At 71.9% G+C, this 22,162-nt stretch carries 21 protein-coding genes; 13 read left to right on the top strand and 8 right to left on the bottom strand.

Going from position 1 to position 22,162, the window contains the following annotated elements; genetic code table 11:
* Both C1J01_RS13115 and C1J01_RS13110 read right to left on the bottom strand, forming a co-directional pair.
* Positions 1-1,131, bottom strand: a 1,131-nt coding sequence (locus C1J01_RS13115) for a tetratricopeptide repeat protein (RefSeq protein WP_146615579.1), incomplete at its 3' end; no start/stop codon positions are given.
* Between the two features lie 252 nt (positions 1,132-1,383).
* Positions 1,384-2,760: a DUF4331 domain-containing protein gene (locus C1J01_RS13110; RefSeq protein WP_111179219.1), complete on the bottom strand. Its 1,377-nt coding sequence runs from the start codon at positions 2,758-2,760 to the stop codon at positions 1,384-1,386.
* Positions 2,761-2,974: 214 nt separating this feature from the next.
* Between C1J01_RS13110 and C1J01_RS13105 the strand changes: the two genes are divergently transcribed.
* The 3 genes from C1J01_RS13105 (at position 2,975) to C1J01_RS13095 (ending at position 7,375) form a co-directional block, all read left to right on the top strand.
* Positions 2,975-4,681, top strand: coding sequence for an ABC transporter ATP-binding protein (locus C1J01_RS13105; protein WP_235854409.1), 1,707 nt, complete (start codon positions 2,975-2,977; stop codon positions 4,679-4,681).
* Between the two features lie 168 nt (positions 4,682-4,849).
* Positions 4,850-6,502 carry a urocanate hydratase gene (gene hutU / locus C1J01_RS13100; RefSeq protein ID WP_220039888.1) on the top strand — a complete coding sequence of 551 codons (1,653 nt, stop codon included), beginning with the start codon at positions 4,850-4,852 and terminating at the stop codon, positions 6,500-6,502.
* A gap of 39 nt (positions 6,503-6,541) precedes the next feature.
* On the top strand, positions 6,542-7,375 hold the full coding sequence (locus C1J01_RS13095) for a MurR/RpiR family transcriptional regulator (protein WP_111179216.1): 834 nt from the start codon (positions 6,542-6,544) through the stop codon (positions 7,373-7,375).
* On the opposite strand, the gene C1J01_RS13090 is transcribed toward C1J01_RS13095, so the two are convergent.
* The 3 genes from C1J01_RS13090 to C1J01_RS13080 are packed head-to-tail and all read right to left on the bottom strand — an operon-like array spanning position 7,355 to position 9,605.
* Positions 7,355-8,104, bottom strand: a complete 750-nt coding sequence (locus C1J01_RS13090; protein ID WP_111179215.1) for an ABC transporter permease — start codon at positions 8,102-8,104, stop codon at positions 7,355-7,357. The genes C1J01_RS13095 and C1J01_RS13090 overlap by 21 nt on opposite strands.
* Positions 8,101-9,054, bottom strand: coding sequence for an ATP-binding cassette domain-containing protein (locus C1J01_RS13085; protein ID WP_111179214.1), 954 nt, complete (start codon positions 9,052-9,054; stop codon positions 8,101-8,103). Before C1J01_RS13085 ends, C1J01_RS13090 begins: the two co-directional genes overlap by 4 nt.
* Positions 9,055-9,074: 20 nt before the next feature.
* The gene (locus C1J01_RS13080) at positions 9,075-9,605 is read right to left on the bottom strand and encodes a PadR family transcriptional regulator (RefSeq protein ID WP_111179213.1); all 531 of its coding nucleotides are present in this window, start codon (positions 9,603-9,605) and stop codon (positions 9,075-9,077) included.
* A 56-nt stretch (positions 9,606-9,661) separates the two neighbouring features.
* On the opposite strand from C1J01_RS13080, the gene C1J01_RS13075 reads away from it, so the two are divergent.
* The 5 genes from C1J01_RS13075 (at position 9,662) to C1J01_RS13055 (ending at position 15,058) form a co-directional block, all read left to right on the top strand.
* Positions 9,662-10,348 carry an SDR family oxidoreductase gene (locus C1J01_RS13075; RefSeq protein WP_111179212.1) on the top strand — a complete coding sequence of 229 codons (687 nt, stop codon included), beginning with the start codon at positions 9,662-9,664 and terminating at the stop codon, positions 10,346-10,348.
* A 43-nt stretch (positions 10,349-10,391) separates the two neighbouring features.
* Positions 10,392-11,558 (top strand): allantoate amidohydrolase, encoded by a 1,167-nt coding sequence (locus C1J01_RS13070; RefSeq protein ID WP_111179211.1) that lies wholly within the window; start codon positions 10,392-10,394, stop codon positions 11,556-11,558.
* Positions 11,549-12,871, top strand: coding sequence for a formimidoylglutamate deiminase (locus C1J01_RS13065; protein ID WP_111179210.1), 1,323 nt, complete (start codon positions 11,549-11,551; stop codon positions 12,869-12,871). Before C1J01_RS13070 ends, C1J01_RS13065 begins: the two co-directional genes overlap by 10 nt.
* Complete coding sequence (gene hutI, locus C1J01_RS13060; protein ID WP_111179209.1) at positions 12,868-14,052, top strand: imidazolonepropionase; 1,185 nt, start codon at positions 12,868-12,870, stop codon at positions 14,050-14,052. Before C1J01_RS13065 ends, hutI begins: the two co-directional genes overlap by 4 nt.
* Before the next feature lie 67 nt (positions 14,053-14,119).
* Complete coding sequence (locus tag C1J01_RS13055; protein ID WP_111179208.1) at positions 14,120-15,058, top strand: sigma-70 family RNA polymerase sigma factor; 939 nt, start codon at positions 14,120-14,122, stop codon at positions 15,056-15,058.
* Positions 15,059-15,410: 352 nt separating this feature from the next.
* Here the strand turns inward: C1J01_RS13055 and C1J01_RS13050 are convergent, their stop codons facing one another.
* Complete coding sequence (locus tag C1J01_RS13050; protein WP_111179207.1) at positions 15,411-15,809, bottom strand: VOC family protein; 399 nt, start codon at positions 15,807-15,809, stop codon at positions 15,411-15,413.
* Between the two features lie 92 nt (positions 15,810-15,901).
* On the opposite strand from C1J01_RS13050, the gene C1J01_RS13045 reads away from it, so the two are divergent.
* Positions 15,902-16,891, top strand: coding sequence for a helix-turn-helix transcriptional regulator (locus tag C1J01_RS13045; RefSeq protein ID WP_111179225.1), 990 nt, complete (start codon positions 15,902-15,904; stop codon positions 16,889-16,891).
* A gap of 184 nt (positions 16,892-17,075) precedes the next feature.
* Here the strand turns inward: C1J01_RS13045 and C1J01_RS13040 are convergent, their stop codons facing one another.
* Entirely contained in the window at positions 17,076-17,642 is a 567-nt protein-coding gene (locus tag C1J01_RS13040; RefSeq protein WP_111179206.1) for a TetR/AcrR family transcriptional regulator, read from the bottom strand.
* A gap of 82 nt (positions 17,643-17,724) precedes the next feature.
* Here C1J01_RS13040 and C1J01_RS13035 point away from each other — a divergent pair, with 82 nt between their 5' ends.
* Together C1J01_RS13035 and C1J01_RS13030 are read left to right on the top strand one after the other, a co-directional pair.
* Complete coding sequence (locus C1J01_RS13035) at positions 17,725-18,528, top strand: alpha/beta fold hydrolase (protein ID WP_111179205.1); 804 nt, start codon at positions 17,725-17,727, stop codon at positions 18,526-18,528.
* 10 nt (positions 18,529-18,538) lie between these two features.
* On the top strand, positions 18,539-19,312 hold the full coding sequence (locus C1J01_RS13030; protein ID WP_181448730.1) for an MOSC domain-containing protein: 774 nt from the start codon (positions 18,539-18,541) through the stop codon (positions 19,310-19,312).
* Here C1J01_RS13030 and C1J01_RS13025 read toward each other — a convergent pair.
* The gene (locus C1J01_RS13025) at positions 19,296-20,222 is read right to left on the bottom strand and encodes an ABC transporter substrate-binding protein (RefSeq protein WP_111179204.1); all 927 of its coding nucleotides are present in this window, start codon (positions 20,220-20,222) and stop codon (positions 19,296-19,298) included. The genes C1J01_RS13030 and C1J01_RS13025 overlap by 17 nt on opposite strands.
* 205 nt (positions 20,223-20,427) lie before the next feature.
* Here C1J01_RS13025 and C1J01_RS13020 point away from each other — a divergent pair, with 205 nt between their 5' ends.
* Entirely contained in the window at positions 20,428-21,738 is a 1,311-nt protein-coding gene (locus C1J01_RS13020; RefSeq protein WP_181448729.1) for an ammonium transporter, read from the top strand.
* Positions 21,735-22,073, top strand: a complete 339-nt coding sequence (locus tag C1J01_RS13015; RefSeq protein WP_043616024.1) for a P-II family nitrogen regulator — start codon at positions 21,735-21,737, stop codon at positions 22,071-22,073. The genes C1J01_RS13020 and C1J01_RS13015 overlap by 4 nt, the downstream gene beginning before the upstream one ends.
* The last annotated feature ends 89 nt before the right edge of the window (positions 22,074-22,162 follow it).

Here is a 22,162-nt window from a genome sequence, read left to right as displayed (position 1 = left end):
GGTGAGGGACTGCTCGATGCGGGTGCGGTGGTAGGCGATCAGCGCGTTGCGCCAGCCGGTCGCGGTGGCCTCCTTCGCGTAGGGCAGCGCGTCCTCGGGCCGGTCCGCCTTGAACAGGGCCCAGGCGAGGGCGTCGGCGGCGACGAGGCTCGGGTTGCGGGCGTACTCGGCCCTGGCGTGTTCGACGGCACGGGCGGGGTCGCCGTGGTCGGCCTCGAACTCGGCCCAGGTCAGGTCGTCGCGCACCCCCGCGGCCTCGAACAGCCGGCGCTGCGCCTTCAGGAGCGTCCAGTCGGCTTTCAGGCCCGCCTTGAGACGGGTCTCGCCCTGTTCGATGAGGTACTGGGGGAGCGGGAGCCGTTCGACGACGGTCTCGTAGAGGTCGAGCGCCCGGGGGAGGTCGCCGCTGAGCGCCGCGGCCCTGGCCTGGCCGGCGAGGGCGGGCGTGTAGGCCGGGTACGCCCGCAGCGCCTTGCCGTACCAGTCGGCGGCCGTGGCGAGGTCGCCGGAGTGCAGGGCGAGCTCGCCCAGGTAGTGGCGGGTGTAGGCGAGATCGGCGGGCGTCCAGGCGTCGGCGTGGGCGTACTCCAGGTAGCGGCGTGCCTCGCCCGTGTCGCCGCGCAGCTCGGCCGCGTACGAGGCGCGGGAGAAGGCGGCGACGCCGGGCCGCAGCTCCATCATCCGGTCCACTGCCCGCCGGGCCGCGCGCAGGTCGCCGAGCTGGGTGCGGGCGTCGGCCAGCACGCCGTAGGCGGCGGCGCCGTACGGGTTGGCGTCGACGGCGCGCTCCGCCAGTCTGGCCGCCTCGGCGAACTCGTGGCGTCCGGCCGCCAGCGCCGCCTGCCCGGTGAGCACGGCGTCGTCGCGCGGGCTCAGCCGCGCGGCCGTGGCGAGTACGCCCTCCGCCTTGGCGTAGTACGACGGGTCGCCGGTGACCCGGGCCTGGTCGACGTACTGGATGCCGAGCTCGGCCCAGCCGCGGTGGTCGTCCGGCAGGCGCCTGAGCCGTTCCTGCAGCGTCTCACGGAACGGCGCCGCCGCCACGGGCGCGGGTGTGGGCGCGGCGACGAAGGAAAGGACGGTGAAGGCCATCGCCCCGGCCAGGGCGACGGCGATCGCGAAGGCACGCATGTCCACGAGCTCCAGGTGGTGGATGGGGGCGGCCGGTCCCTGACGCGATGCACGGGCCGGCCGTCCTTTCGTCGGTGACGGACGGGTGGCCCGCCGTAGGTGGGCGTCGAACGGGCGATCCGCCATGGACGGCGAACGGACGGGGCCTGCCGGTCATGGGGCGGGCAGAGGGGATCAGCGGCCTCGTCCGGAGAGAGCAGGGGTGGCCGTTCGGGCCAGGGTGCCGCCGTGCGGGGCGGCGGGTGGCGGAGGTCAGCCTTGGGTGGCGGCCGTGTTGCTGGGCAAGGGGATGTACGGGAACGACGGGAGGAAGGGCTTGTCGTTCCTGTCGACCTTGTCCGTCAGCCCGGGGACGAGCTTGCCGGTCAGGGCGGCGCCGGCGACGGCCTGCAGGGAGATGTCCACGACGTCGTCCCCGAGGCGGCGGCCGTTCGGGAAGCCCTGGAGGTCGCCGGCGAGCACGCCGAGCCGGTTCGGGTCCTTGGACGGCGGGATCGCCATGTTGAGCCGGAGCATCTCCGACGGGCGCAGCTTGGCCGCGTCCCGGTTGAGGGACTGGGAGTTGAGGTCGGCCTTGATGGGGCCGTTGGCCTTGGCGATGCCGGTCAGGAAGATCTCGACCAGGTCGTCGCGCGGGGTGGCGGGCGCCTTGATGCCGTAGATGCCTTCGAGGAGCCGGGCCACCTCGGGGTCGGTGACGCGCTTGACGAGCGCGGGCACGCCGGCGTCCTTGTCCGGGGGCAGCGCGTTGAACGCGTCCTTGAGCCCCGCGGGCGCCACGACCTCGTTGACCAGTGGGTTGCCCAGGCGCGAGACCTGCACGAACCGGTGGCCGTTGTGCTTGTCGGTGGTGGACCAGACGCCGATCACCGGGTTGCGCCGCACGTCGCCCTTGACGGCCAGGTCGGACGCGGGCACCTGCACGGCGAGGGTGCTGACGTTGTAGCCCCTGGTGGTGTCCTGGCCGACCTCGGACAGGTCGCCGCCGTAGAGCAGGTCGAACACCCGCAGGTCCAGGAAGAACGCCTCGTCCGACTGTCCGGCGAACGCCTTGCCGCCGCCGGGCAGGCCCCTGATGGACTGGGCGCGCAGCCTGCCGTAGTCGGGCATGGAGGCGGGGCCGACGTTGCTGGGGGCGACGACGCCGTTCGAGACCAGCGTCCGGGTGCCGCCGTGGGTGATGCGCTTGAGGGTGTAGTGCTGGCGGTAGAGCAGGTTCGGGTCGTCCAGGGAGGTGACGGGCCCGTTGTTGTACAGGAACGTGCTGGTTCCGCGCTTGTCGTCGTCGCGGAACGTCCACTGGTAGGTGATGTCCGGCTTGGCGTCGCCGTTGTTGTCGATCTTGATGTTGTAACGCGACTTCGTGTCGAACGTGTAGAAGTTCGGGCCGCCCTGCGGCTCCTGGAACGGGATCCAGTTGGCCATCAGGGTGACCGTGCTCGCCTTGTCAGGGCTGACGAACGCATACACGTCGGTGTTGTCATTGCGCGGGTCGCCCGCGATCATCGGGGCCTCGCGGTGCGAGGAAGCGGTGCCGGAGTCGGTGCGGAGCACGGCCGTCGACGCCGCGGCGAGTGCCGCGGCGAGGCCGAGCCCGACTAGAGCGCGCCGGGTGATCCGGAGCTCCATGGTCGGTCCTTTCGGGAAGGGCTGATGGGCAGAGGTTCCGGCCGGGTTCCTCGACGGCCTATTCGTCCGTGGGCCGCGTCTGGATGTCGTCTCCTCCTGGAGAATGAGCGTCAACGAAAGTTGACATACTCAGGTCGTCAATTTAGGTTGACTGGTGCGGAATTCGCGGCCCCGTTCGTTGGGGCGAATGAGACATGTCGTGAAAGGAGATGCGGTGGTCAAGGAACTGCTCACCTATGTCCGCCCGCACCGGAACGTCCTCGTCCTGGGCGGATTATTGGGCCTGGTCGGCTCGGCGGCGGGCCTGGCCATGCCGCTGCTGGCCAAATACGTGGTGGACGCCTTCGGCGAGAACCGCTCGATGAGCGGGCCGCTGCTCTGGCTGACCGTCGCGGTGGTGGCCGGCGCGGCCGTGAGCGCCGCGGGAAGCTATCTGATGGAACGCACGGGCGAGGGCATCGTGCTCGGCGCCCGGCGCAGGCTCGTCGACCGCATGCTCCGGCTCAGGGTCGCCGACGTGGACCGGCTCAACCCCGGCGACCTGTTGTCACGGGTGACCGGCGACACGACGTTGCTGCGGTCGGTGCTGACCAACGGCATCGTGGAGTCCGTCGGCGCGGTGTTCATGCTCGTCGGCGCGATCGTCATGATGAGCGTCATGGACGGCGTGCTGCTGCTGGTCACGCTGCTCGTGGTGGTGGTGATCGGCGGGCTCGTCGGCCTCATCATGCCGCGGATCCAACGGGCGCAGACCCAGGCCCAGGAGGCCGTGGGCGAGATGGGCTCGGTGCTGGACCGGGCGCTGCAGGCGTACCGGACGGTCAAGGCCAGCGGAGCCGAGGAACGGGAGATCGCGATGGTCGCCGAGGCGGCGGGACGCGCCCGCGACCGCGGGCTGCGCGTCGCCGGCTGGACGTCGCTCGCGGGGGTGGCGACGTTCATGGCGGTGCAGATCGCGTTCGTCGCCGTGCTGGGCGTCGGCGGCGCGCGGGTGGCCTCCGGCGCGCTGGAGGTGTCGTCGCTGATCGCGTTCCTGCTCTATCTCTTCTACCTCGTCGCGCCGATCGGCCAGCTCGTCAACGGCGCCGTCCAGCTCCAGCAGGGGCTGGCCGCGCTGAAGCGGATCAAGGAGATCGAGGAGCTGCCCGCCGAACCGGTCGGCGCCCCCGCGCGGGCCTCCGCCGAGCCGGTCGGGGTGACGTTCGACGACGTGAGCTTCCGGTACGGCGACGACCGCCCGGTCGTGCACGACGGCGTGAGCTTCGCGGTGCCGCCCGGCGGCCTGACCGCGCTGGTCGGCCCTTCGGGGGCGGGCAAGTCGACGGTGTTCGCCCTGATCGAGCGCTTCTACGAGCACCAGGGCGGCACGATCACGATCGGCGGCCGCGACATCCGCGACTGGCCGCTGACCGAGTTGCGCGCGGCACTCGGCTACGTCGAGCAGGACGCCCCCGTGCTGGCCGGCACCCTGCGGGAGAACCTGCTCTTCGCCGCCCGCGACGCCACCGAGGACGACCTGCGCGACGCCATCGCCCGCACGAGGCTGGACGACCTGGTGGCCCGGCTGCCCGAGGGCCTGGAGACGCCCGTCGGGCACCGCGGCGTGCTGCTGTCGGGCGGCGAGCGCCAGCGCGTGGCCATCGCCAGGGCGCTGCTGCGCAAGGCCCGGCTGCTGCTGCTCGACGAGGCCACCTCGCAGCTCGACGCGGTCAACGAGCTGCGGCTGCGCGAGGTCATCGCCGAAGCGGCCAAGGAGACGACCGTGCTCGTCATCGCCCACCGCCTGTCCACGGTGACGGGCGCCGACCGGATCGTGGTGATGGACCGCGGCCGGGTGCGCGCGGTCGGCACCCACGACGAGCTGGTGGGTGAGGACGACCTCTACCGGGAGCTGGCCGCGACCCAGTTCCTCGTGGGGTAAGCGCGGGGGTCGTGGGCCCTTTGGAGGCGCGATCCCCGCTGCCTGCAACGGTCCGCTGGACGCGGGCCGTTGTAGGCGCGAATCCCGCTGCCTGCAACGGTCCGCTGAACGCGGGCCGTTGTAGTCTGCGGGTGACATGGGTGAATGTTCTCATTCAGGAGGGTCACGATGAGCCGCAGCGTCCGGGCGCCGCGAGGCACTGCGATCACCGCCAAAGGGTGGCCGCAGGAAGCCGCGCTCCGCATGCTCCAGAACAACCTCGACCCCGAGGTCGCCGAGCACCCCGAGCAGCTCGTCGTCTACGGCGGCTCGGGCCGGGCGGCACGCGACTGGCCGTCGTACGACGCCCTGGTCAGGACGCTGACGACGCTGGAGGGCGACGAGACCCTGCTGGTGCAGTCGGGCCGGCCGGTGGGCGTCTTCCGCACCCACGAGTGGGCCCCCCGGGTGCTCATCGCCAACTCCAACCTGGTGCCCGACTGGGCGAACTGGGAGGAGTTCCGCCGCCTGGAGGCGGCCGGGCTCACGATGTACGGGCAGATGACCGCGGGCTCGTGGATCTACATCGGCACCCAGGGCATCCTCCAGGGCACCTACGAGACGTTCGCCGCCGTGGCCGCCAAGCGCTTCGGCGGCTCGCTGGCCGGCACGATCACGCTCACCGCCGGCCTCGGCGGCATGGGCGGCGCCCAGCCCCTCGCCATCACCATGAACGGCGGCGTCGCCATCTGCGTCGACTGCGACCCCCGCTCGGTCACCCGCCGCATCGAGCACCGCTACCTCGACGTCCAGGCGGCCACGCTGGAGGAGGCGCTGCGGCTGGCGTACGAGGCGCGCGACGCCCGCAGGCCGCTGTCGATCGGCGTCGTCGCCAACGCGGCCGAGGCCGTGCCCGACCTGCTGGCCCGGGGCGCCGAGATCGACGTCGTCACCGACCAGACCTCGGCCCACGACCCGCTCGCCTACCTGCCGGTCGGTGTCGCCTTCGAGGACATGGCGGCCGAGCGCGACAAGGACCCGGCCGGGTTCACCGAGCGGGCGCGGGCGTCGATGGCGCGGCACGTCGAGGCCATGGTCGGCTTCCAGGACGCGGGGGCGGAGGTGTTCGACTACGGCAACTCGATCAGGGGCGAGGCCAAGCTGGCCGGTTACGAGCGGGCCTTCGACTTCCCCGGGTTCGTGCCGGCGTACATCAGGCCGCTGTTCTGCGAGGGCAAGGGGCCGTTCCGGTGGGCGGCGCTCAGCGGCGACCCCGCCGACATCGCCGCCACCGACCGGGCGATCCTCGAGCTGTTCCCCGACAACGAGCCCCTCGCCAGGTGGATCCGCAAGGCGGGCGAGAAGGTGCACTTCCAGGGCCTGCCGGCGCGCATCTGCTGGCTCGGCTACGGCGAGCGCGACGTCGCCGGCGAGCGCTTCAACGACATGGTCGCCTCCGGAGAGCTGCGCGCGCCGATCGTGATCGGGCGCGACCACCTCGACAGCGGCTCGGTCGCCTCCCCCTACCGCGAGACCGAGGCGATGGCCGACGGCTCCGACGCGATCGCCGACTGGCCCCTGCTCAACGCCATGCTCAACACCGCCTCCGGCGCCTCCTGGGTCTCCATCCACCACGGCGGCGGCGTCGGCATCGGGCGTTCCATCCATGCCGGGCAGGTCACCGTGGCCGACGGCACCGCCCTCGCGCGCGAGAAGCTCAACCGCGTGCTCACCAACGACCCCGGCACGGGCGTCATGCGTCATGTGGACGCCGGTTACGAGGAGGCGGCGCGGGTGGCCGCCGACCGTGGCGTACGCATCCCGATGCGTGAGTCACTCTGAAAGGGATGAGAAAAGCGGTGCCGGTGCGTTGGAGGTTGCGTGGCGGACGGATATCACGGTGGGCTGGGCTTGCTGCTGGATGGCCGGAGGTTGTCGCCCGTACAACGCAGGATCGCGCACTATCTGAGCGAGCACCTGGACGAGGCGATCTTCCTGTCCAGCGTCGAGCTGGCCGAGCGGGCCGGGGTCAGCCAGCCGTCGGTGACGAGGTTCGCCATGGTGCTCGGCTTCGCCGGCTATCCCGAGTTGCGCCAGGCGCTGCGCCCGCTGGTGCTCGGCGGCGGCGCGGGTGAGCCGCGGGAGAGCGTGCTGCGCGGCGCCATCGACCGTGAGATCCGCAACCTCGCCGTGGTGCGGGAGCGCCTGCAGGCGTTCCCGCTCAAGGAGCTGGGCGAGCACCTGGCCGCGACCGAGCCGCTGCCCGTGGTGGGGCTGCGCGTCTCGTGCGGGCTGGCCACCACCTTCGCCTACTACGCCCGCCGCATCCACCCCGACGTGCGGCTGCTCACGCACGGCGGGTCGGAGCTGGTCGACGGGCTGCACGCGGCCCGCAGGGCCGGGGCCGAGTGGGTGGTGGCCGTGGTGCTGCCGCGCTACCCGCGCGAGACCGTCGAGGCGCTCGAGTACGCCGGGAAGCTGGGCCTGCGGGTGGCCGTCATCACCGACCGGCCCGACTTCCCGGCCGAGATCGTGCTCGACGCGCCGGTGAGCGACCGGCTCGTGTTCGACTCCCACGCGGCGCCGCTCGCGCTGGCCATGGCCCTGGTGGAGGCCATGGCCGACGCGGTCCCGCTGCGCACGCGGGCCCGGCTGGAGGAGTACGAACGCATGACCGACGAGGCCGGGACGTTCCTAACCGGCGATCTTCCGTAGCGAGCGCATCGACCACATCGTGCTGAGCACCGCGAGCACGAGGAAGACCGCGAACGCGATCGGGATCGCCGGCTCCGACAGCCGCCCGTCGAACAACGCCCGCCCCGCCTCCACGGCGTGGTAGAGCGGGTTGAACGGGGCGAGAAGCCGCATCCAGTCGGGCGCGAACGCGATCGGCACGAGCAACCCGCCGAGCAGCATGAGCGGCAGCATGAACAGGTTGATCGTCTGCGACATGCCGTTCTCGTCGCGGATGGTCAGCGCCAGGCCCTGCGACAGCCCCGAGGCGAACAGCCCGGTCGCCGCCATGAGCAGCAGCACCAGCACGAGGTCCAGGGCGCCGATCCGCACGCCCATCACGATTGCGACGACCAGCACCAGGACGGCCTGGAGGACCAGCACCACCATGTCCCTGGCGACCCGCCCGAGCACGATCGCCGGCCGCCAGGCGGGGCTGACGGCGTAGCGCTCCAGCGAGCCGTTGCGCAGCTCGGCGATCAGGCCGAAGCCGGAGAACAACGAGCCGAAGACCGCGATCATCATCATCGCCGCCGGGGTGAACATGCGCAGCGCGTCGACCGTCGTGCCGCCCGGCGTCATGGTGCGCAGCAGCGGCGCGAACATCAGCAGATACAGCAGCGGCTGCATGATGCCGAACAGCGGCCAGATCGGGTTGCTGAACTGCTTGCGCAGCTCGTAGCCGGTGAACAGGAGGGTGTGGCGGATCATGCGGCGGCTCCCGCGTCGCGGAGGGTCCGGCCGGTCTTGGCCAGGAACACGTCGTCGAGGGTGGAACGGTCGAGTGCGATCGAGGTCAGCGAGACGCCCTGCTCCTCCAGGGCGCGCAGCAGGCCGGGCAGGGTGTGCTCGCCGTCGTCCACGTAGACGCGCAGCAGGTCGTCGTCCACGCGGGTCTCGCGGGCCAGCGCCTTGACCGTCTCGGCCGCGCGGCCCGGCTGGTCGGTCCTGAGCGTGATGACGTCGCCGGACACCTCGCGCTTGAGGTCGGCCGGGGTGCCCTCGGCCACCACGCGGCCGTGGTCGACGATCATCAGCCGGTCGCAGAGCGCGTCGGCCTCGTCGAGGTAGTGGGTGCTGAGCAGCACGCTCGTGCCCGACTCGCGCAACTGCCTGATGCGGTCCCAGAGGTTGGCGCGGTTCTGCGGGTCGAGGCCGGTGGTGGGCTCGTCGAGGAAGAGCAGCGGCGGGCCGTGCACGAGGCCGAGCGCGATGGCCACGCGCCGTTTCTGCCCGCCCGACAGCGTGCGGCCCGGGCGGTCGGCGAGCTCCGTCAGGCCGAAGCGGTCGAGCGCCTCCGCGGTCGCCCGCCCCGGGTCGGCCACGCCGTGGATCCGGGCGGCCATCATGATCTGGGCGCGGGCGCTCGCGGTGTCCTCGACCCCGCCGGCCTGGCTGACGTAGCCGAGGTGGCGCCGGACCGCCGCGGGCTCCTTGAGCAGGTCGTGCCCCGCGATCACGGCCGTGCCCGCGTCGGGGGTGATGAGCGTGGCGAGCATGCGGATCGTGGTGGTCTTGCCCGCGCCGTTGGGGCCGAGCACGCCGAAGATCTCGCCCTTCTCGACGTCGAGGCCGACGCCGCGGACGGCCTCGACCGTCTGGACGCCCTTCCTGCTCCTCGTGGTGAACGTCTTCCGCAGGCCGTGTGCCTGGATGATCATTGGGGGGTTCAGCTCCTTAGTCAGGGCAACTCGTCGGACTCGACGCGCGGGATGGCCTGCTCCACCCAGTCGAGCTGGGCCTGGAGCATGGCTCCCATCAGGCGGAGGTTCTCGTTGACGTGGCCGGGGGCCCCGTAGCGCTGCTTGGCGCCGACGGCCTGCGCGGTGGCCTCGACGTTCATCGCCAGCTGCCGCCTCCGCTCGTGGAGCGCGGCGACGATCTCCTCCTTCCGCAGCCTGTCCATGAACGTCAAGGCCACCTGGAACGGGTCGATGATCGGCTGGACGGTGCTCCAGGAACCCATCAGCAGCCGGTAGAACTCCATGCGGCCGGTGTCGTTGACCGCGTAGACCACCTTGCCGCCCTTGCCCGCCTCCACGACGTCGAGCAGGCCCTCGTCGGCCATCTTGCTCAGTCCGTGGTAGATCGAGCCGAAGGCCACGTTGGCCCACTGGTCGGCCCCCATGATCTCCAGGCGGCGGCGGACGCCGTAGCCGTTCATGGGGCCGTCGAGGAGGGCGCCGAGGATGAGGATGCGCGTCGGTGACATGCACTCAAGTTTGTATTCAAATTTGAGTAGCTGTCAAGGGTCAATAAGCTCCTGCCATGACTGAACGACCGACCGCGCTGGTCACCGGCGCTTCCCGGGGGGTCGGCGCGGCCGTCGCCCGCGCCCTGGCCCCCACCCATGACGTCCTCCTCGGCGGGCGCGACGAGCAGGCCCTCGCCGCCCTGGCGGCCGAACTGCCCGGCGCCCGCGCCTGGCCGGTGGAGCTGACGGCCGTCACCGAGGCGGACGTCGCGGGCGTCGAACGGCTCGACGTGCTCGTCCACAGCGCCGGCATCGCCGAGCTCGGCCGCCTCGCCGACCAGCCGGCCGACGCCTGGCGGCGGACGATGGAGGTCAACGTCGTCGCGGTCGCCGAGCTGACCCGGCTGCTGCTGCCCGCGCTGCGCAGGGTCGGCGGCCACGTCGTGTGCGTCAACTCCGGCGCCGGGCTGCGCGCGAACCCCGAGTGGGGCGTGTACGCGGCCAGCAAGTTCGCCCTGAGGGCGTTCGCCGACGCGCTGCGGCTGGAGGAGCCCGCACTCAGGGTCACGACGGTCTACCCCGGCCGCGTCGACACCGACATGCAGCGCGGCGTGCGCGACTACGAGGGCGGGCCGTACGAGCCGGGCAAATACCTGCAGGCCGAGACGGTGGCGCGGGCGGTGCTGGCCGCCGTCACCGCCGGCCCCGACGCCCACCTCACCGAGCTGACCCTCCGCCCGAGCGGCGGTCCCGTCAGCTGAGCCCCGCCCCTCGGTGAATGGTTCCATTCATTACAGTGGGGCCATGCTTGAGCCACTCGCGCACATCGGACGAGATCCCCGCACCGGCGGCTATCTGCGGGACGCCTGGTCGCCCGCCGACCTGGAGCTGCGCGAGTGGTTCGCCGGCGAGGCCGCGCGGCGCGGTCTCGACCTGCGCGAAGACCGCAACGGCAACCTCTGGGCGTGGTGGGGCGACCCGTCGCCGTCCCGCCCGGGAGTGGTGACCGGCAGCCATCTCGACTCCGTCCGCCAGGGCGGCGCGTACGACGGCCCGCTCGGCGTCGTGTCGGCCTTCGCCGCGCTCGACGTCCTGCGCGAGCGCGGCGTGCAGCCGTCCGTGCCGGTGGGCGTCGCCTGCTTCACCGACGAGGAGGGCGCCAGGTTCGGCGTGCCCTGCGTCGGATCGCGGCTGCTCACCGGCGTGCTCGCCCCCGAGCGGGCGCTCGGGCTCACCGACGACGAGGGCGACACGCTCGCCGACGTCCTGCGCAAGGCCGGGCGCGACCCGGACGCGCTCGGGCGCGACGACGAGACGCTGCGCGGCGTCGGCGTGTTCGTGGAGCTCCACGTCGAGCAGGGCCGCGGGCTCGTCACCGAGGGCCGGCCCGTCGGCGTGGCCAGGGCGATCTGGCCGCACGGCCGCTGGCGCTTCGACTTCCGCGGCCGGGCCGACCACGCGGGCACGACCCGGCTGGCCGACCGCGACGACCCGATGATGCCGTTCGCCCGCCTGGTGCTCGCGGCCCGCGAGGAGGCCGAGCGGCTCGGCGTCGTCGCCACCGTCGGAAAGGTGCGCGTCTCGCCGGGCAACGCCAACGCGATCCCCGGCCTGGTCTCGGCCTGGCTCGACGCCCGTGGGCCCGGCGAGCGGGCGGTGCGCGAGCTGGTCGCCGCCCTCACCGGCGGCGCCGCCGTGCACGAGGAGTCGTGGACCCCCGAGGTGCGCTTCGACGCGGCGCTGCGCGACCGGCTGGCCCGGGTGGCCGGCGGCGGCGAGCCCGTCCCGATCCTGCCCACCGGCGCCGGTCACGACGCCGGGATCCTCGCCGCCGCGGGCGTGCCGAGCGCCATGCTCTTCGTCCGGAACCCGACCGGCGTGTCCCACTCCCCGCAGGAGCACGCCGAGCGGGCAGACTGCGAGGCGGGCGTGGTGGCGCTCGCGGACGTGCTGGAGGACCTGTGCCGCTGACCTACTGGTGCGAGCGGGCCTGGCTGCCCGACGGGGTCGCCGACGACGTGCTCGTCGAGATCGACGGCGACCGGATCACCCGCGTCGAGCAGGGCCCGCCCGGCGCGGCCGAGCAGCTGCCGGGCCTGACGGTCCCCGGCCTGGCCAACGCCCACTCCCACGCCTTCCACCGGGCCCTGCGCGGCGTCGTCCAGCAGGGCAGGGGCGACTTCTGGACGTGGCGCGAACGCATGTACGAGGTCGCCGGCCGCCTCGACCCCGACTCCTACCTGCGCCTGGCCCGCGCCGTCTACGCCGAGATGGCACTGGCCGGCGTCACCTGCGTGGGCGAGTTCCACTACCTGCACCACGCCCCCGGCGGCACCCCGTACGACGACGCCAACGCCATGGGCCACGCCCTCGTCGGCGCCGCCCGCGAGGCCGGGCTGCGCATCGCGCTGCTCGACACCTGTTACGTCTCCGGCGGCATCGGCGCGCCCCTCGCCGGGCCGCAGCTGCGTTTCAGCGACGGCGACGCCGACCGGTGGGCGGTCAGGGCCGAGGAGCTGGCGGCGGCGTACAAGGGGCAGACCGACGTGCTGGTCGGCGCGGCCATCCACTCGGTGCGGGCGGTGCCGCCGGAGCAGATGTGCGTCGTCGCCGAGTTCTCCCACCGCCACGCCGCGCCGCTGCACGCGCACGTCTCCGAGCAGCGCGCCGAGAACTCCGCCTGTGTCGAGATGTACGCCGCCACACCCGTCCAGGTGCTGCACGAACGCGGGGCGCTCGGGCCGCGCTCGACCGTGGTGCACGCCACCCACGTGACCGACGTCGACATCGAGCTGATCGGCCACTCCGGCACCTACGTCTGCATGTGCCCCACCACCGAACGCGACCTCGCCGACGGCATCGGCCCCGCCAGGGCGCTGGCCGACCGGGGCGCGGGCATCACGCTCGGCTCCGACAGCCACGCCGTGATCGACCTGTTCGAGGAGGCCAGGGCGGTGGAGCTGGACGAGCGGCTGGCCACCGAGACCCGCGGCCACTGGACCGCCGCCGACCTGCTCGCCAGCGCCACCGGCGCCGGCCACACCTCGCTCGGCTTCCCCGACGCCGGCATGCTGATCCCCGGCGCCTGGGCGGACCTGGTCACCGTGCGCCTCGACTCCGTGCGCACCGCCGGCGCCGGCGGCCTGGAAGCCGTGGTGTACGCGGCCACCGCGGCCGACGTGCACTCCGTGGTCTCCGGCGGCCGGCGCGTCGTCGAGAACGGCCGCCACGTGCTCGGCGACGTCGGCGCCCTGCTGGCCGAGGCGATCGGAGCACTGCGATGACCACGACCCTGATCGACCGCATCGGCCTGCTCTACACCGGCGACCCCGAGCGGGAGGAGATCGCCGACGCCGCGCTCGTCGTCGAGGACGGCCTGGTCGCCTGGACCGGCCCCGCCTCCCGGGCCCCCGACGCCGACCGCCGGGTGGACGCCGCGGGCCGGGCCGTCATCCCCGGCTTCGTGGACAGCCACGCCCACCTCGTCTTCGCCGGCGACCGCACGGCCGAGTTCCAGGCCCGCATGTCCGGCGAGCCCTACACCGGCGGCGGCATCAGGACCACCGTCGCGGCCACCCGCCGGGCCGGCGACGCCGAGCTGACCGCCCGTGCCCGCCGCCTGGTGAGCGAGATGCTCGCCCAGGGCACCACCACCGTGGAGATCAAGAGCGGCTACGGGCTGTCCGTGGAGCACGAGCGGCGCTCCCTGCGGATCGCCTCCGAGCTGACCGCGGAGACCACGTTCCTCGGGGCCCACGTCGTGCCCGCCGACATGGACGCCGACTCCTACGTGCGGCTCGTCGCCGGAGACATGCTGACGGCGTGCGCGCCGTACGCCAGGTGGGTGGACGTGTTCTGCGAGCGGGGCGCGTTCGACGGCGACCAGACGCGGGAGATCCTCCAGGCGGGGCTGAAGGCGGGGCTCGGCGCGCGGGTGCACGCCAACCAGCTCACCGAGGGGCCCGGCGTGCGGATCGCCTGCGAGCTCGGCGCCGCCTCCGCCGACCACTGCACCCACCTCACCGACGCCGACGTGGACGCGCTCGCCTCGTCGGGGACGGTCGCGACGCTGCTGCCGGGAGCGGAGTTCTCCACCCGGTCGCCGTATCCCGACGCGCGGCGGCTCATCGACGCGGGCGTGACCGTGGCGCTGGCCACCGACTGCAACCCCGGCTCCTCCTACACCTCTTCGATGCCCTTCTGCGTGGCGCTCGCCGTGCGGGAGATGCGCATGACGCCGCTGGAGGCCGTCAGGGCGGCGACGTACGGGGGAGCCCGCGCGTTGCGCCGCACGGACGTAGGCTGGTTGCGTCCCGGCGCCCGCGCCGACCTCGTCGTGCTCGACGCCCCCTCCTACGCTCATCTGGCCTACCGGCCCGGCGTGCCCCTCGTTCACCAGGTGTTTCGCGGCGGCCTCCTCCTTGAGGAGGACATCCAGAACCCTCCCCCGGTCGTAGTGCTTTAGGGAATCTTTGCATCTGGTCAAACGTTGCCGGGATATAGAACGCAGCTGCGGAACGAGGTGCCTGGGGATGGCAAGGCCTACGGGGAGTCGCACGCAGGAGCAGCACATCGCGGAGCGCGATCTGCTGGGGACGTACCTGGCCGAAATCGGCCGGGTCCCGCTGCTCACAGCGGAGGAGGAGGTCGACCTCGCCAAGCGGATCGAGGCGGGCCTCTTCGCCGAGCAGCTGCTCGACAGCGGGGGCGCGGAGCCGCGCATCGGAGACGCGGCCGACGAGGAGCTTGAGCGCCTCGCGATATCGGGCCGGCGTGCGAAAGACGAGTTCATCCAGGCCAACCTGCGCCTGGTGGTGGCGGTGGCCAGGAAATACTCCGGCCGGGGGATGCCGCTGATCGACCTGGTGCAGGAGGGGAACCTGGGCCTGGTGCGCGCGGTGGAGAAGTTCGACTACCGGCGGGGGTACAAGTTCTCCACGTACGCGACGTGGTGGATCCGGCAGTCGGTGGGCCGGGCGATCCACGAGCAGGCCAGGCCGGTGCGCCTGCCGACGCACGCCGGGGAGCAGATGACCCGGCTGATGCGGGTGCGGCGCGACCTGCTGGCGGAGTACGACGCCGAGCCGACCGACGACGACCTCGCCGAGATCCTCGACCTGCCGATCGAGCGGGTGCGGGAGCTGCGGCGCTGGGCGTCCGACCCGGTCTCGCTCCAGCTGGGGGTCGGCGACGAGGACGAGACCGAGCTGGGCGACATGATCGCCGACGAGACGTGGGCCGATCCCGAGCAGCAGGCCATCGACATCCTGGAGCGGGAGCGGCTCGACCAGTGGCTGACCGGCCTGGAGGGCTCGACCAGCGAGATGCTGCGCTGGCGTTACGGGCTGGTCGACGGGCGCGAGCACACGCTGACGGAGGTCGGCGAACGCTACGGCATCGGCCGCGACCGCGCCCGCCGCATCGAACGCGACGCCCTGGCCCGTCTGCGCAAGATGGCCACCGCCGCGTGAGCGGCCTCTCCACGTGATCCGCGGCGCCCGCCCCACCCGGCCGGGCGCCGCACCCTTTCCCGCCCAGTTCGCCCTACGTCGGGGTCGAAGCTCGTTGGGAACTCTCCCGCCGCTCAGGGCCGAAAATCCTTTTTGGCAACCCCCTCGGGTCGGGCGCCGTTATGCGTGCCTCCGGCCCGCTGGACCCGCCGTAGGGTCGGGGCGCCGCTGTGGAGTTTCCGCGGCCGAGGGTGTGCGCACCCCCGGGTCAGTCGACGGGGCCCTTCACCGTGAGGGTGTGGGCGGCATGGCGGGACATGGTGAGTCGCTGATCGCCGGGGGGGTCGTTCGGCAGGGTGGGCCGTGCGGGGCGTCAGCGTGCGAACTTCTCGAGGGCCGCCGGGGTGACGGGGGTGAAGAAGTTGACGAGGTTGCCGTCGGGGTCGCGGAACAGCAGCGACCGGTTGCCCCAGGGCATCGTGGTGGGCTCGGTGACGAAGTCGGTGACGAAGCCGGTCAGGTTCTGGTGAACGCGGTCCACGTCGTCGACGCGGAACTCGATGATCAGGCTGTGGTTGTCCGCCGGGCGGGCGGAGCCCGGGGCGAACAGCGGGACGGTGCGGGTGCCGGCGATCGCGAGGGTGGCCTTGGGGGTCTTGAGCTCGGCGAAGTCCTCGGTGGCCCACGTCGCCCGCACCCCTGTGGCTCGCTCGTAGAACTCGACAAGACGCGCGACGTCGCTGGTGATGATGCGGATCGAGACGAAGTCCATGGTGATCTCCTTGGCTGCTGGAATCGCTGCGCATCGCAGACTAGGAGAAATAGTGGACAGAATCGGCCCTGTATTCGCGTTAGCCTGTGAACATGCCTCGACCCACCGGCCGCGTGCTGACACTCCTGGAGTTGCTGCAGTCGGGCGGCACCCGGACGGTGGCCGAACTCGCCGACCGGCTCGGCGTCGACGGGCGCACCGTGCGGCGGTACGTGGACCATCTGATCGACCTTGACGTGCCCGTGGAGTCGGTGCGCGGCCGCTACGGCGGGTACCGGCTCGCCCCCGGGTACCGTCTGCCTCCGCTCATGCTCAGCGACGACGAGGCGCTGGCCGTGCTGCTCGGCTTGGTCGCCGGCCGCCGGACCGGGTTGATGACGGCCGGTCACACCGCGAGCGAGACGGCCTCGGCCAAGATCCGGCGGGTGCTGCCCGAGCGCGTCGCCCGCCGGCTCGACACGCTCCTGGAATCTCTCGCCTTCACGGATCAGCCCGGTGAGTTCGCCACCCCGGACGCCGGAATCCTGCTCACCGTCGCCGATGCGGTGCGCCACCGCCGGCCGGTCTCGATCAGATACACCGACCGCGACGGCCGGCGCAGCGAACGCACGTTGCACGCGTACGGGATCGTCGCCCATTCGGGCCGGTGGTACGTCACGGGCACGGACCCCGGGATCGGCGAGGACCGGACCTTCCGGCTCGATCGCATCGCGGACGCGAGGACCCTGCCCGGCTCATTCGAGGCGCCCGCGGGTCCGGGTCCGGCACAGCGCGTGTTGTCGGGGTTCGCCACGGCCGAGTACCGGCATGAGGTGACCTTGCGGATCCACGGGACGGTCGAGCAGATCCGCGCCCACCTTCCCGCCGGCGTCGCGAGTCTGGAGGAGCACGAGCCCGCGGCGGACGAGGACCGGGCGACCGAGCGCTGGCTGCGCGTGGAACTACGGGCGGAGCGGCTCGACTGGTTGCCTCCCGTACTCGCCTCACTTGACCGGCCGTTCGTCATCGAGCGCCCCGATGAACTGCGCGACCTCGTCATCGCGCTCGCCGACCGCCTCGCGTCCCACGCCCGCCGAGCCTGACAGCGAGGAACCCGTGTCATGGTCTACGGCGGGTCCAGCGGGCCGGAGGCACGCATGGCGGCGCCCGGCCCGAGGGGGTTCCCAAGAGGCCCTTCAAAGACGGGAACCGCTACGGCGAGAACATCGACAGCGGCGGCCGGCCCCCGATCGGCCCCTGGCTCGGACGCCCGCGGCGGGAACCGCGTCAGGGGTTGAGCAGGCGGCGGAGGAATTCCTCGACGGCCGCTTCGGCGGTCCGGTGGTCGCCGCCGCGGGCGACCAGCAGGGCGCTCTCGTTGACGGCGGCGAGCAGCATGTGGGCGTGCAGGTCGAGGAACGCGGCCGGGATCGCCCCCGTCGCCTGCAGCGCCGCCTTCAGCATCCCGAACGAGTAGCGCTCCTCCATGGCCCGCCAGCGCTCCCACCCCAGCACCGCCGGCGCGTCCAGCAGCACGATGCGCTTGATCACCGGGTCGCCGGCGAGGCGGATCCAGGCCAGCGTGCCCGCCCGGAGCGTCTCGACCGGGTCGTCGATCCCGCGCACGGCTTCGACGATCTGTGCCCCGATCGATCTCTCGGTGGCCTCGAGCACGGCCTCGAACAGCGCTTCCTTGCCTGCGTAGTGGTGGTAGAGGGCACCGCGGCTCAGCCCCGACTCCTGCAGGACCGTCTCGATCGAGGTGTCGTCGTAGCCCCGGTCGGCGAAGAGTCGCGTGGCGATGGCCAGGACCCTGTCGCGGGTGGCCGCGCCACGTTCCGCCTTGAGGTTCATGGACCCACGATAGACAAACCGACTCATGGTCGGTAATTTCCTATACCGACAGTCGGTCTGTAATCTCTGAAGGGAATCCTCCATGGACGGCATCAGTTACGTCGACGTCGGTCAGGGTCCCGTCGCGCTTTTCGTGCACGGCGTCGGCACCGGCTCCCACCTGTGGCGGCACGTGATCGCCGAGCTCAAGGACGAGCGGCGCTGCGTGGCCGTCGACCTGCCGCCCCACGGGGGCAGCGCGCCGCGCGACGACCTGTCCATCCCCGTGCTCGCCGAGATCGTCGAGGAGCTCTGCGACCACCTCGGCCTCAGCGACGTCGACCTCGTCGGCAACGACACCGGCGGCGCGGTGGCCCAGGTCTTCGCCGTGCGCCACCGCGAACGCCTGCGCACGCTGACCCTGACCAACTGCGACGTCCACACCGACACGCCGCCGCGGAGATTCCGGCCCACGGCGGAGCTGGCGGCGCAGGGGCGGCTGGCCGCGCTCACCGAGACCGTGCTCGACCGGCCCGAGCTGGTGGCCGGGACGGCCTTCGGCGACTCCTACGAGCGCATCGACGACCCGGAGGCGGTGGTGGACGCCTACCTGCGGCCGATCTTCGCCAAGCCGGGCGGCGGGCGCGCGTTCGAGCGGCTGGTGGCCTCCATCGACGCCGAGGACATGGTCGCCATCGAGCCGCTGCTCAGAACGCTGACCGTGCCGTCCCTCGTCGTGTGGGGCACCGGCGACGTGTTCTTCGACGTGCGCTGGGCGCACTGGCTGCGCGACACGATCCCCGGCGTCAGGCGGGTCGTGGAGATCGAGGGCGGGCGGCTGTTCTTCCCCGAGGAACGGGCGGGGGAGCTGGTCGCGCACCTGCGCGCGTTCTGGGAGCGGCCGTAGGCTCGGCGGCATGCATGTCGAGACGTTGCGCCGTTACCCCGTGAAGTCGATGCTGGGCGAGGAGGTCGCCGAGGGCGAGGTGAGCGAGCGCGGGCTGGCCGGTGATCGGGCGCGGGCGGTGCTCGACGTGGCGACGGGGAGGATCGCCTCCGCGAAGAACCCGCGGTTGTGGCGGAGCCTGCTGACGGTGGAGGGGGCTCGGGCGCCGGGCGACGCCGAGCTGTCGGCGCTGCTCGGGCGCGAGGTGCGGCTGATCGACGTGCCTCCCGAGGGGGCCGCCTTCGAGCGTTCCGTGCCGGAGCAGGTGCTCGCCGAGGGGGTCGAGGCGGAGGTGTCCCACACCGTCGGGACGCTCGGCGCCGCCGCCCCGCCCGGCACGTTCTTCGACTACGCGCCCCTCCACCTGATCACCACGTCCACGCTGGAGCGGATCGCCGCGCTCGGTCCGCGCGGACACGTCGAAGCCCTCCGCTACCGGCCGAATCTGGTGATCGCGACCGAGGCGGAGGGCTTCGTGGAGAACGGCTGGACCGGCGGGGAGCTGCGCGTCGGCGACGACGTGGTGCTGCGGGTCATGGTGGCCAGCCCGCGGTGCGCCGTGCCGACGCTGGCGCACGGGCCGCTCGACCGCGACCCCGACGCCCTGCGCACGGTGGCCCGGCACAACCGGGTCGAGCCGCTGCCCGGAATGGGGGAGCAGCCGTGCGCGGGGGTCTACGCGCGGGTGCTGCGCCCCGGCCGGATCCGCAAGGGCGACCGCGTACGGCTCACACCAGCGGCGTGAGGTGCTTGTCGAGGTCGTCGAGGATCTTGTTGGCGGCGGTGACGCCGATGCCGGTCATCCAGATCTCGTCGTCCACGTTGTAGGCGTGACCGGCCTTGACGGCATCGAGGTTCTGCCACAGCGGCCCGGCCGTCACCTCGGCCTGCGACTTGGCGGCCTCCTCGCCGAACGCGCTGTAGAAGACGACGTCGCCGTCGGCGTCGGCGAGGTTCTCCTGGCTCAGCTTGGCGAAGCGCCTGTCCTCCGCGCCGGCGAGCAGCTGCACCTCCGGCCGGGGGATGCCGGCGTCGCCCAGCACGATCCCGGAGAACGAGTCGGGCCCGTAGATGCGGATCTCGGTCGGACGGAACCGCACGATGCTCACCTTGAGCGAGGAGAACTTCGCGCCCTCCTCCTTGGCCCGCGTCTCATAAGCCGTCAGCAGCTGCTGGGCCTGCTCCTTCTTGCCCAGCGCCTCGGCGTCGAGCAGGAAGTTCTCCTTCCACGTGATGCCGACGCGCTCGGTGAACACCGTCGGCGCGATCTTGCTCAGCTTGTCGTAGAAGGCGGCCTGGCGGAACTTGGAGCCGAGGATGAGGTCGGGCTTGAGCGCGGTGATGGCCTCGAGGTTCGGCTCTCCGAGAGTGCCCACCTGCTTGACGTTCGCCAGGGCGGGGCCGAGGTATTCGGGCCAGGTCTGGTTGCCCTCCGCCTGGGCGGCGCCGACGGGCGTGACACCGAGGCTGACCAGCGAGTCCAGCTTGTCGGTGTCGAGGACGATGACGCGTTTCGGCGTCATGGGCACCTGGGTTTCGCCCATGGCGTGCTTGACCGTCCGGGTGGGGCCGGTCTCCTGCGTCGTGGTGGAGGTGCCGCACGCGGCGAGGGTGATGAGCGGGAGCATGGCAACGAGGGCCAGGCGAAGTCGCATGGGCGTTCCTGTTCGCTTAGGTTAGGCGAGCCTAAGTATGACATGCCCGATATCGCAGACCCCCAAGGCGTCTCGTGAGGCGACCGAAACGTCTCGGAAACACCGCCACGGCGAGATTCACGAATGTGAAACACACCTGGTCGAGCCACGAAACCCCGGACGAACACGCTGTGGCCACACGTCACACGTAAGGAGGGGTCGCGTCGTGGAGATCGATGGCGGCACTACTGCCTGGATGCTCGTGGCCACCGCCATGGTGCTACTGATGACTCCGGGCCTCGCGCTGTTCTATGGCGGTATGACCAGGGCCAAGAGCGTCCTGAACATGATGATGATGTCGTTCGGCGCCATCATCGTCGTGACCGTCCTCTGGATGCTCTTCGGCCACTCGCTGGCATTCACCGACAACCCCAGCTCGGCGATCAACAACTTCGTCGGCGGCTTCGACGCTCTCGGCCTGCAGAGCCTGGTGGACACCGCCACCAAGGACGACGGCACCGGCATGCCGAGCCTGATCTTCTCCGCCTTCCAGTTGACGTTCGCCATCATCACGGTCGCCCTCATCAGCGGCGCGATCGCGGACCGGGCGAAGTTCGGCGCGTGGATGCTCTTCGGCGCCCTGTGGGTCACGATCGTCTACTTCCCGGTCGCGCACTGGGTCTGGGGCACCGGCTGGCTCAACACCATGGGCATCGAGGACTTCGCGGGCGGCACCGTCGTCCACATCAACGCCGGAGCCGCGGCGCTGGCGCTGGCCCTCGTCATCGGCAAGCGCCAGGGCTGGCGCAAGGAGCCGATGCGCCCGCACAACCTGACCATGGTCCTGCTCGGCGCGGGCCTGCTGTGGTTCGGCTGGTTCGGCTTCAACGCCGGCTCCGAGCTCGCCGTGGACGGCACCGCCGCCCTGGCGTTCATCAACACCCAGATCGCCACCGCGGTCGCGGCCGGCGCCTGGATCGTGGTCGAGAAGCTGCGTGACGGCCACTCCACGACCCTGGGCGTCGCCTCCGGTGCCGTCGCCGGTCTGGTCGCCATCACGCCCGCCTGTGGTTTCGTCGACCCGTGGGCGGCCGGCGTCATCGGCCTGTTCGCCGGCGCGATCTGCGCCTACGCGGTCGGCCTGAAGTACAAGCTCGGCTACGACGACTCGCTCGACGTCGTGGGCGTCCACCTGGTGGGCGGCGTCGTCGGCGCCGTCTCGCTCGGCTTCCTGGCCGCCTACCCGTTCCTCGACCAGCAGAGCGAGGGCCTGTTCTACGGCGGCGGCTGGGGCCAGCTGGGCCTGCAGGTCCTCGGCCCGATCGCCGTCGGCGGCTACTCGTTCATCGTCAGCTGGGTGCTCGGCAAGATCATCGACAAGACGATGGGCTTCCGCATCAGCGCCGAGGACGAGGTCACCGGCGTCGACATCACCACCCACGCCGAGACCGGCTACGACCTCGGCACCATCCACGCCTCCGGCGTGTCGTCCTCCAACGGCCCGCTCACCCCCGCTCCTAAGAAGGTGGACGCATGAGGCTCATCACCGCGATCATCAAGCCCTTCAAGCTCGATGACGTGAAGGCCGCGCTCGAACAGTTCGGCATCAAGGGCATGACCGTCAGCGAGGCGAGCGGCTACGGCCGCCAGCGCGGTCACACCGAGGTCTACCGCGGCGCCGAGTACCAGGTCGACCTGGTGCCGAAGGTGCGGCTGGAGGTCCTGGCCGAGGAGGATGACGCCGAGGACGTGATCGACGTCATCGTCAAGGCCGCCCACACCGGCAAGATCGGCGACGGCAAGGTCTGGTCCGTCCCGGTCGACACCGTGATCCGTGTGCGCACGGGAGAGCGGGGTCCGGAAGCCCTGTGAGGGACTGGCAGCGAGGCGAGGACGCATATCAGGGGTGCGTCCTCGCGGAGCGGAGCCGGGGCGGCACGAACCCGCGGCGCCGCCCGGAC

This window comes from Nonomuraea aridisoli, from assembly GCF_003236395.1.
In the GTDB taxonomy this organism is placed as follows: Bacteria; Actinomycetota; Actinomycetes; order Streptosporangiales; family Streptosporangiaceae; genus Nonomuraea; species Nonomuraea aridisoli.
The sequence above is the reverse complement of the archived record's forward strand: the minus strand, read 5'-3'. Positions and strand labels throughout refer to the sequence as shown.

Coding starts and splice junctions, on each gene's coding strand:
- C1J01_RS13110 (WP_111179219.1), bottom strand. CDS start 2,760: ATGGAGCTCCGGATCACCCGGCGCGCTCTAGTCGGGCTCGGCCTCGCC.
- hutU (WP_220039888.1), top strand. CDS start 4,850: ATGAGCCGCAGCGTCCGGGCGCCGCGAGGCACTGCGATCACCGCCAAA.
- C1J01_RS13090 (WP_111179215.1), bottom strand. CDS start 8,104: ATGATCCGCCACACCCTCCTGTTCACCGGCTACGAGCTGCGCAAGCAG.
- C1J01_RS13085 (WP_111179214.1), bottom strand. CDS start 9,054: ATGATCATCCAGGCACACGGCCTGCGGAAGACGTTCACCACGAGGAGC.
- C1J01_RS13080 (WP_111179213.1), bottom strand. CDS start 9,605: ATGTCACCGACGCGCATCCTCATCCTCGGCGCCCTCCTCGACGGCCCC.
- C1J01_RS13075 (WP_111179212.1), top strand. CDS start 9,662: ATGACTGAACGACCGACCGCGCTGGTCACCGGCGCTTCCCGGGGGGTC.
- C1J01_RS13070 (WP_111179211.1), top strand. CDS start 10,392: ATGCTTGAGCCACTCGCGCACATCGGACGAGATCCCCGCACCGGCGGC.
- hutI (WP_111179209.1), top strand. CDS start 12,868: ATGACCACGACCCTGATCGACCGCATCGGCCTGCTCTACACCGGCGAC.
- C1J01_RS13055 (WP_111179208.1), top strand. CDS start 14,120: ATGGCAAGGCCTACGGGGAGTCGCACGCAGGAGCAGCACATCGCGGAG.
- C1J01_RS13050 (WP_111179207.1), bottom strand. CDS start 15,809: ATGGACTTCGTCTCGATCCGCATCATCACCAGCGACGTCGCGCGTCTT.
- C1J01_RS13045 (WP_111179225.1), top strand. CDS start 15,902: ATGCCTCGACCCACCGGCCGCGTGCTGACACTCCTGGAGTTGCTGCAG.
- C1J01_RS13040 (WP_111179206.1), bottom strand. CDS start 17,642: ATGAACCTCAAGGCGGAACGTGGCGCGGCCACCCGCGACAGGGTCCTG.
- C1J01_RS13035 (WP_111179205.1), top strand. CDS start 17,725: ATGGACGGCATCAGTTACGTCGACGTCGGTCAGGGTCCCGTCGCGCTT.
- C1J01_RS13030 (WP_181448730.1), top strand. CDS start 18,539: ATGCATGTCGAGACGTTGCGCCGTTACCCCGTGAAGTCGATGCTGGGC.
- C1J01_RS13025 (WP_111179204.1), bottom strand. CDS start 20,222: ATGCGACTTCGCCTGGCCCTCGTTGCCATGCTCCCGCTCATCACCCTC.
- C1J01_RS13015 (WP_043616024.1), top strand. CDS start 21,735: ATGAGGCTCATCACCGCGATCATCAAGCCCTTCAAGCTCGATGACGTG.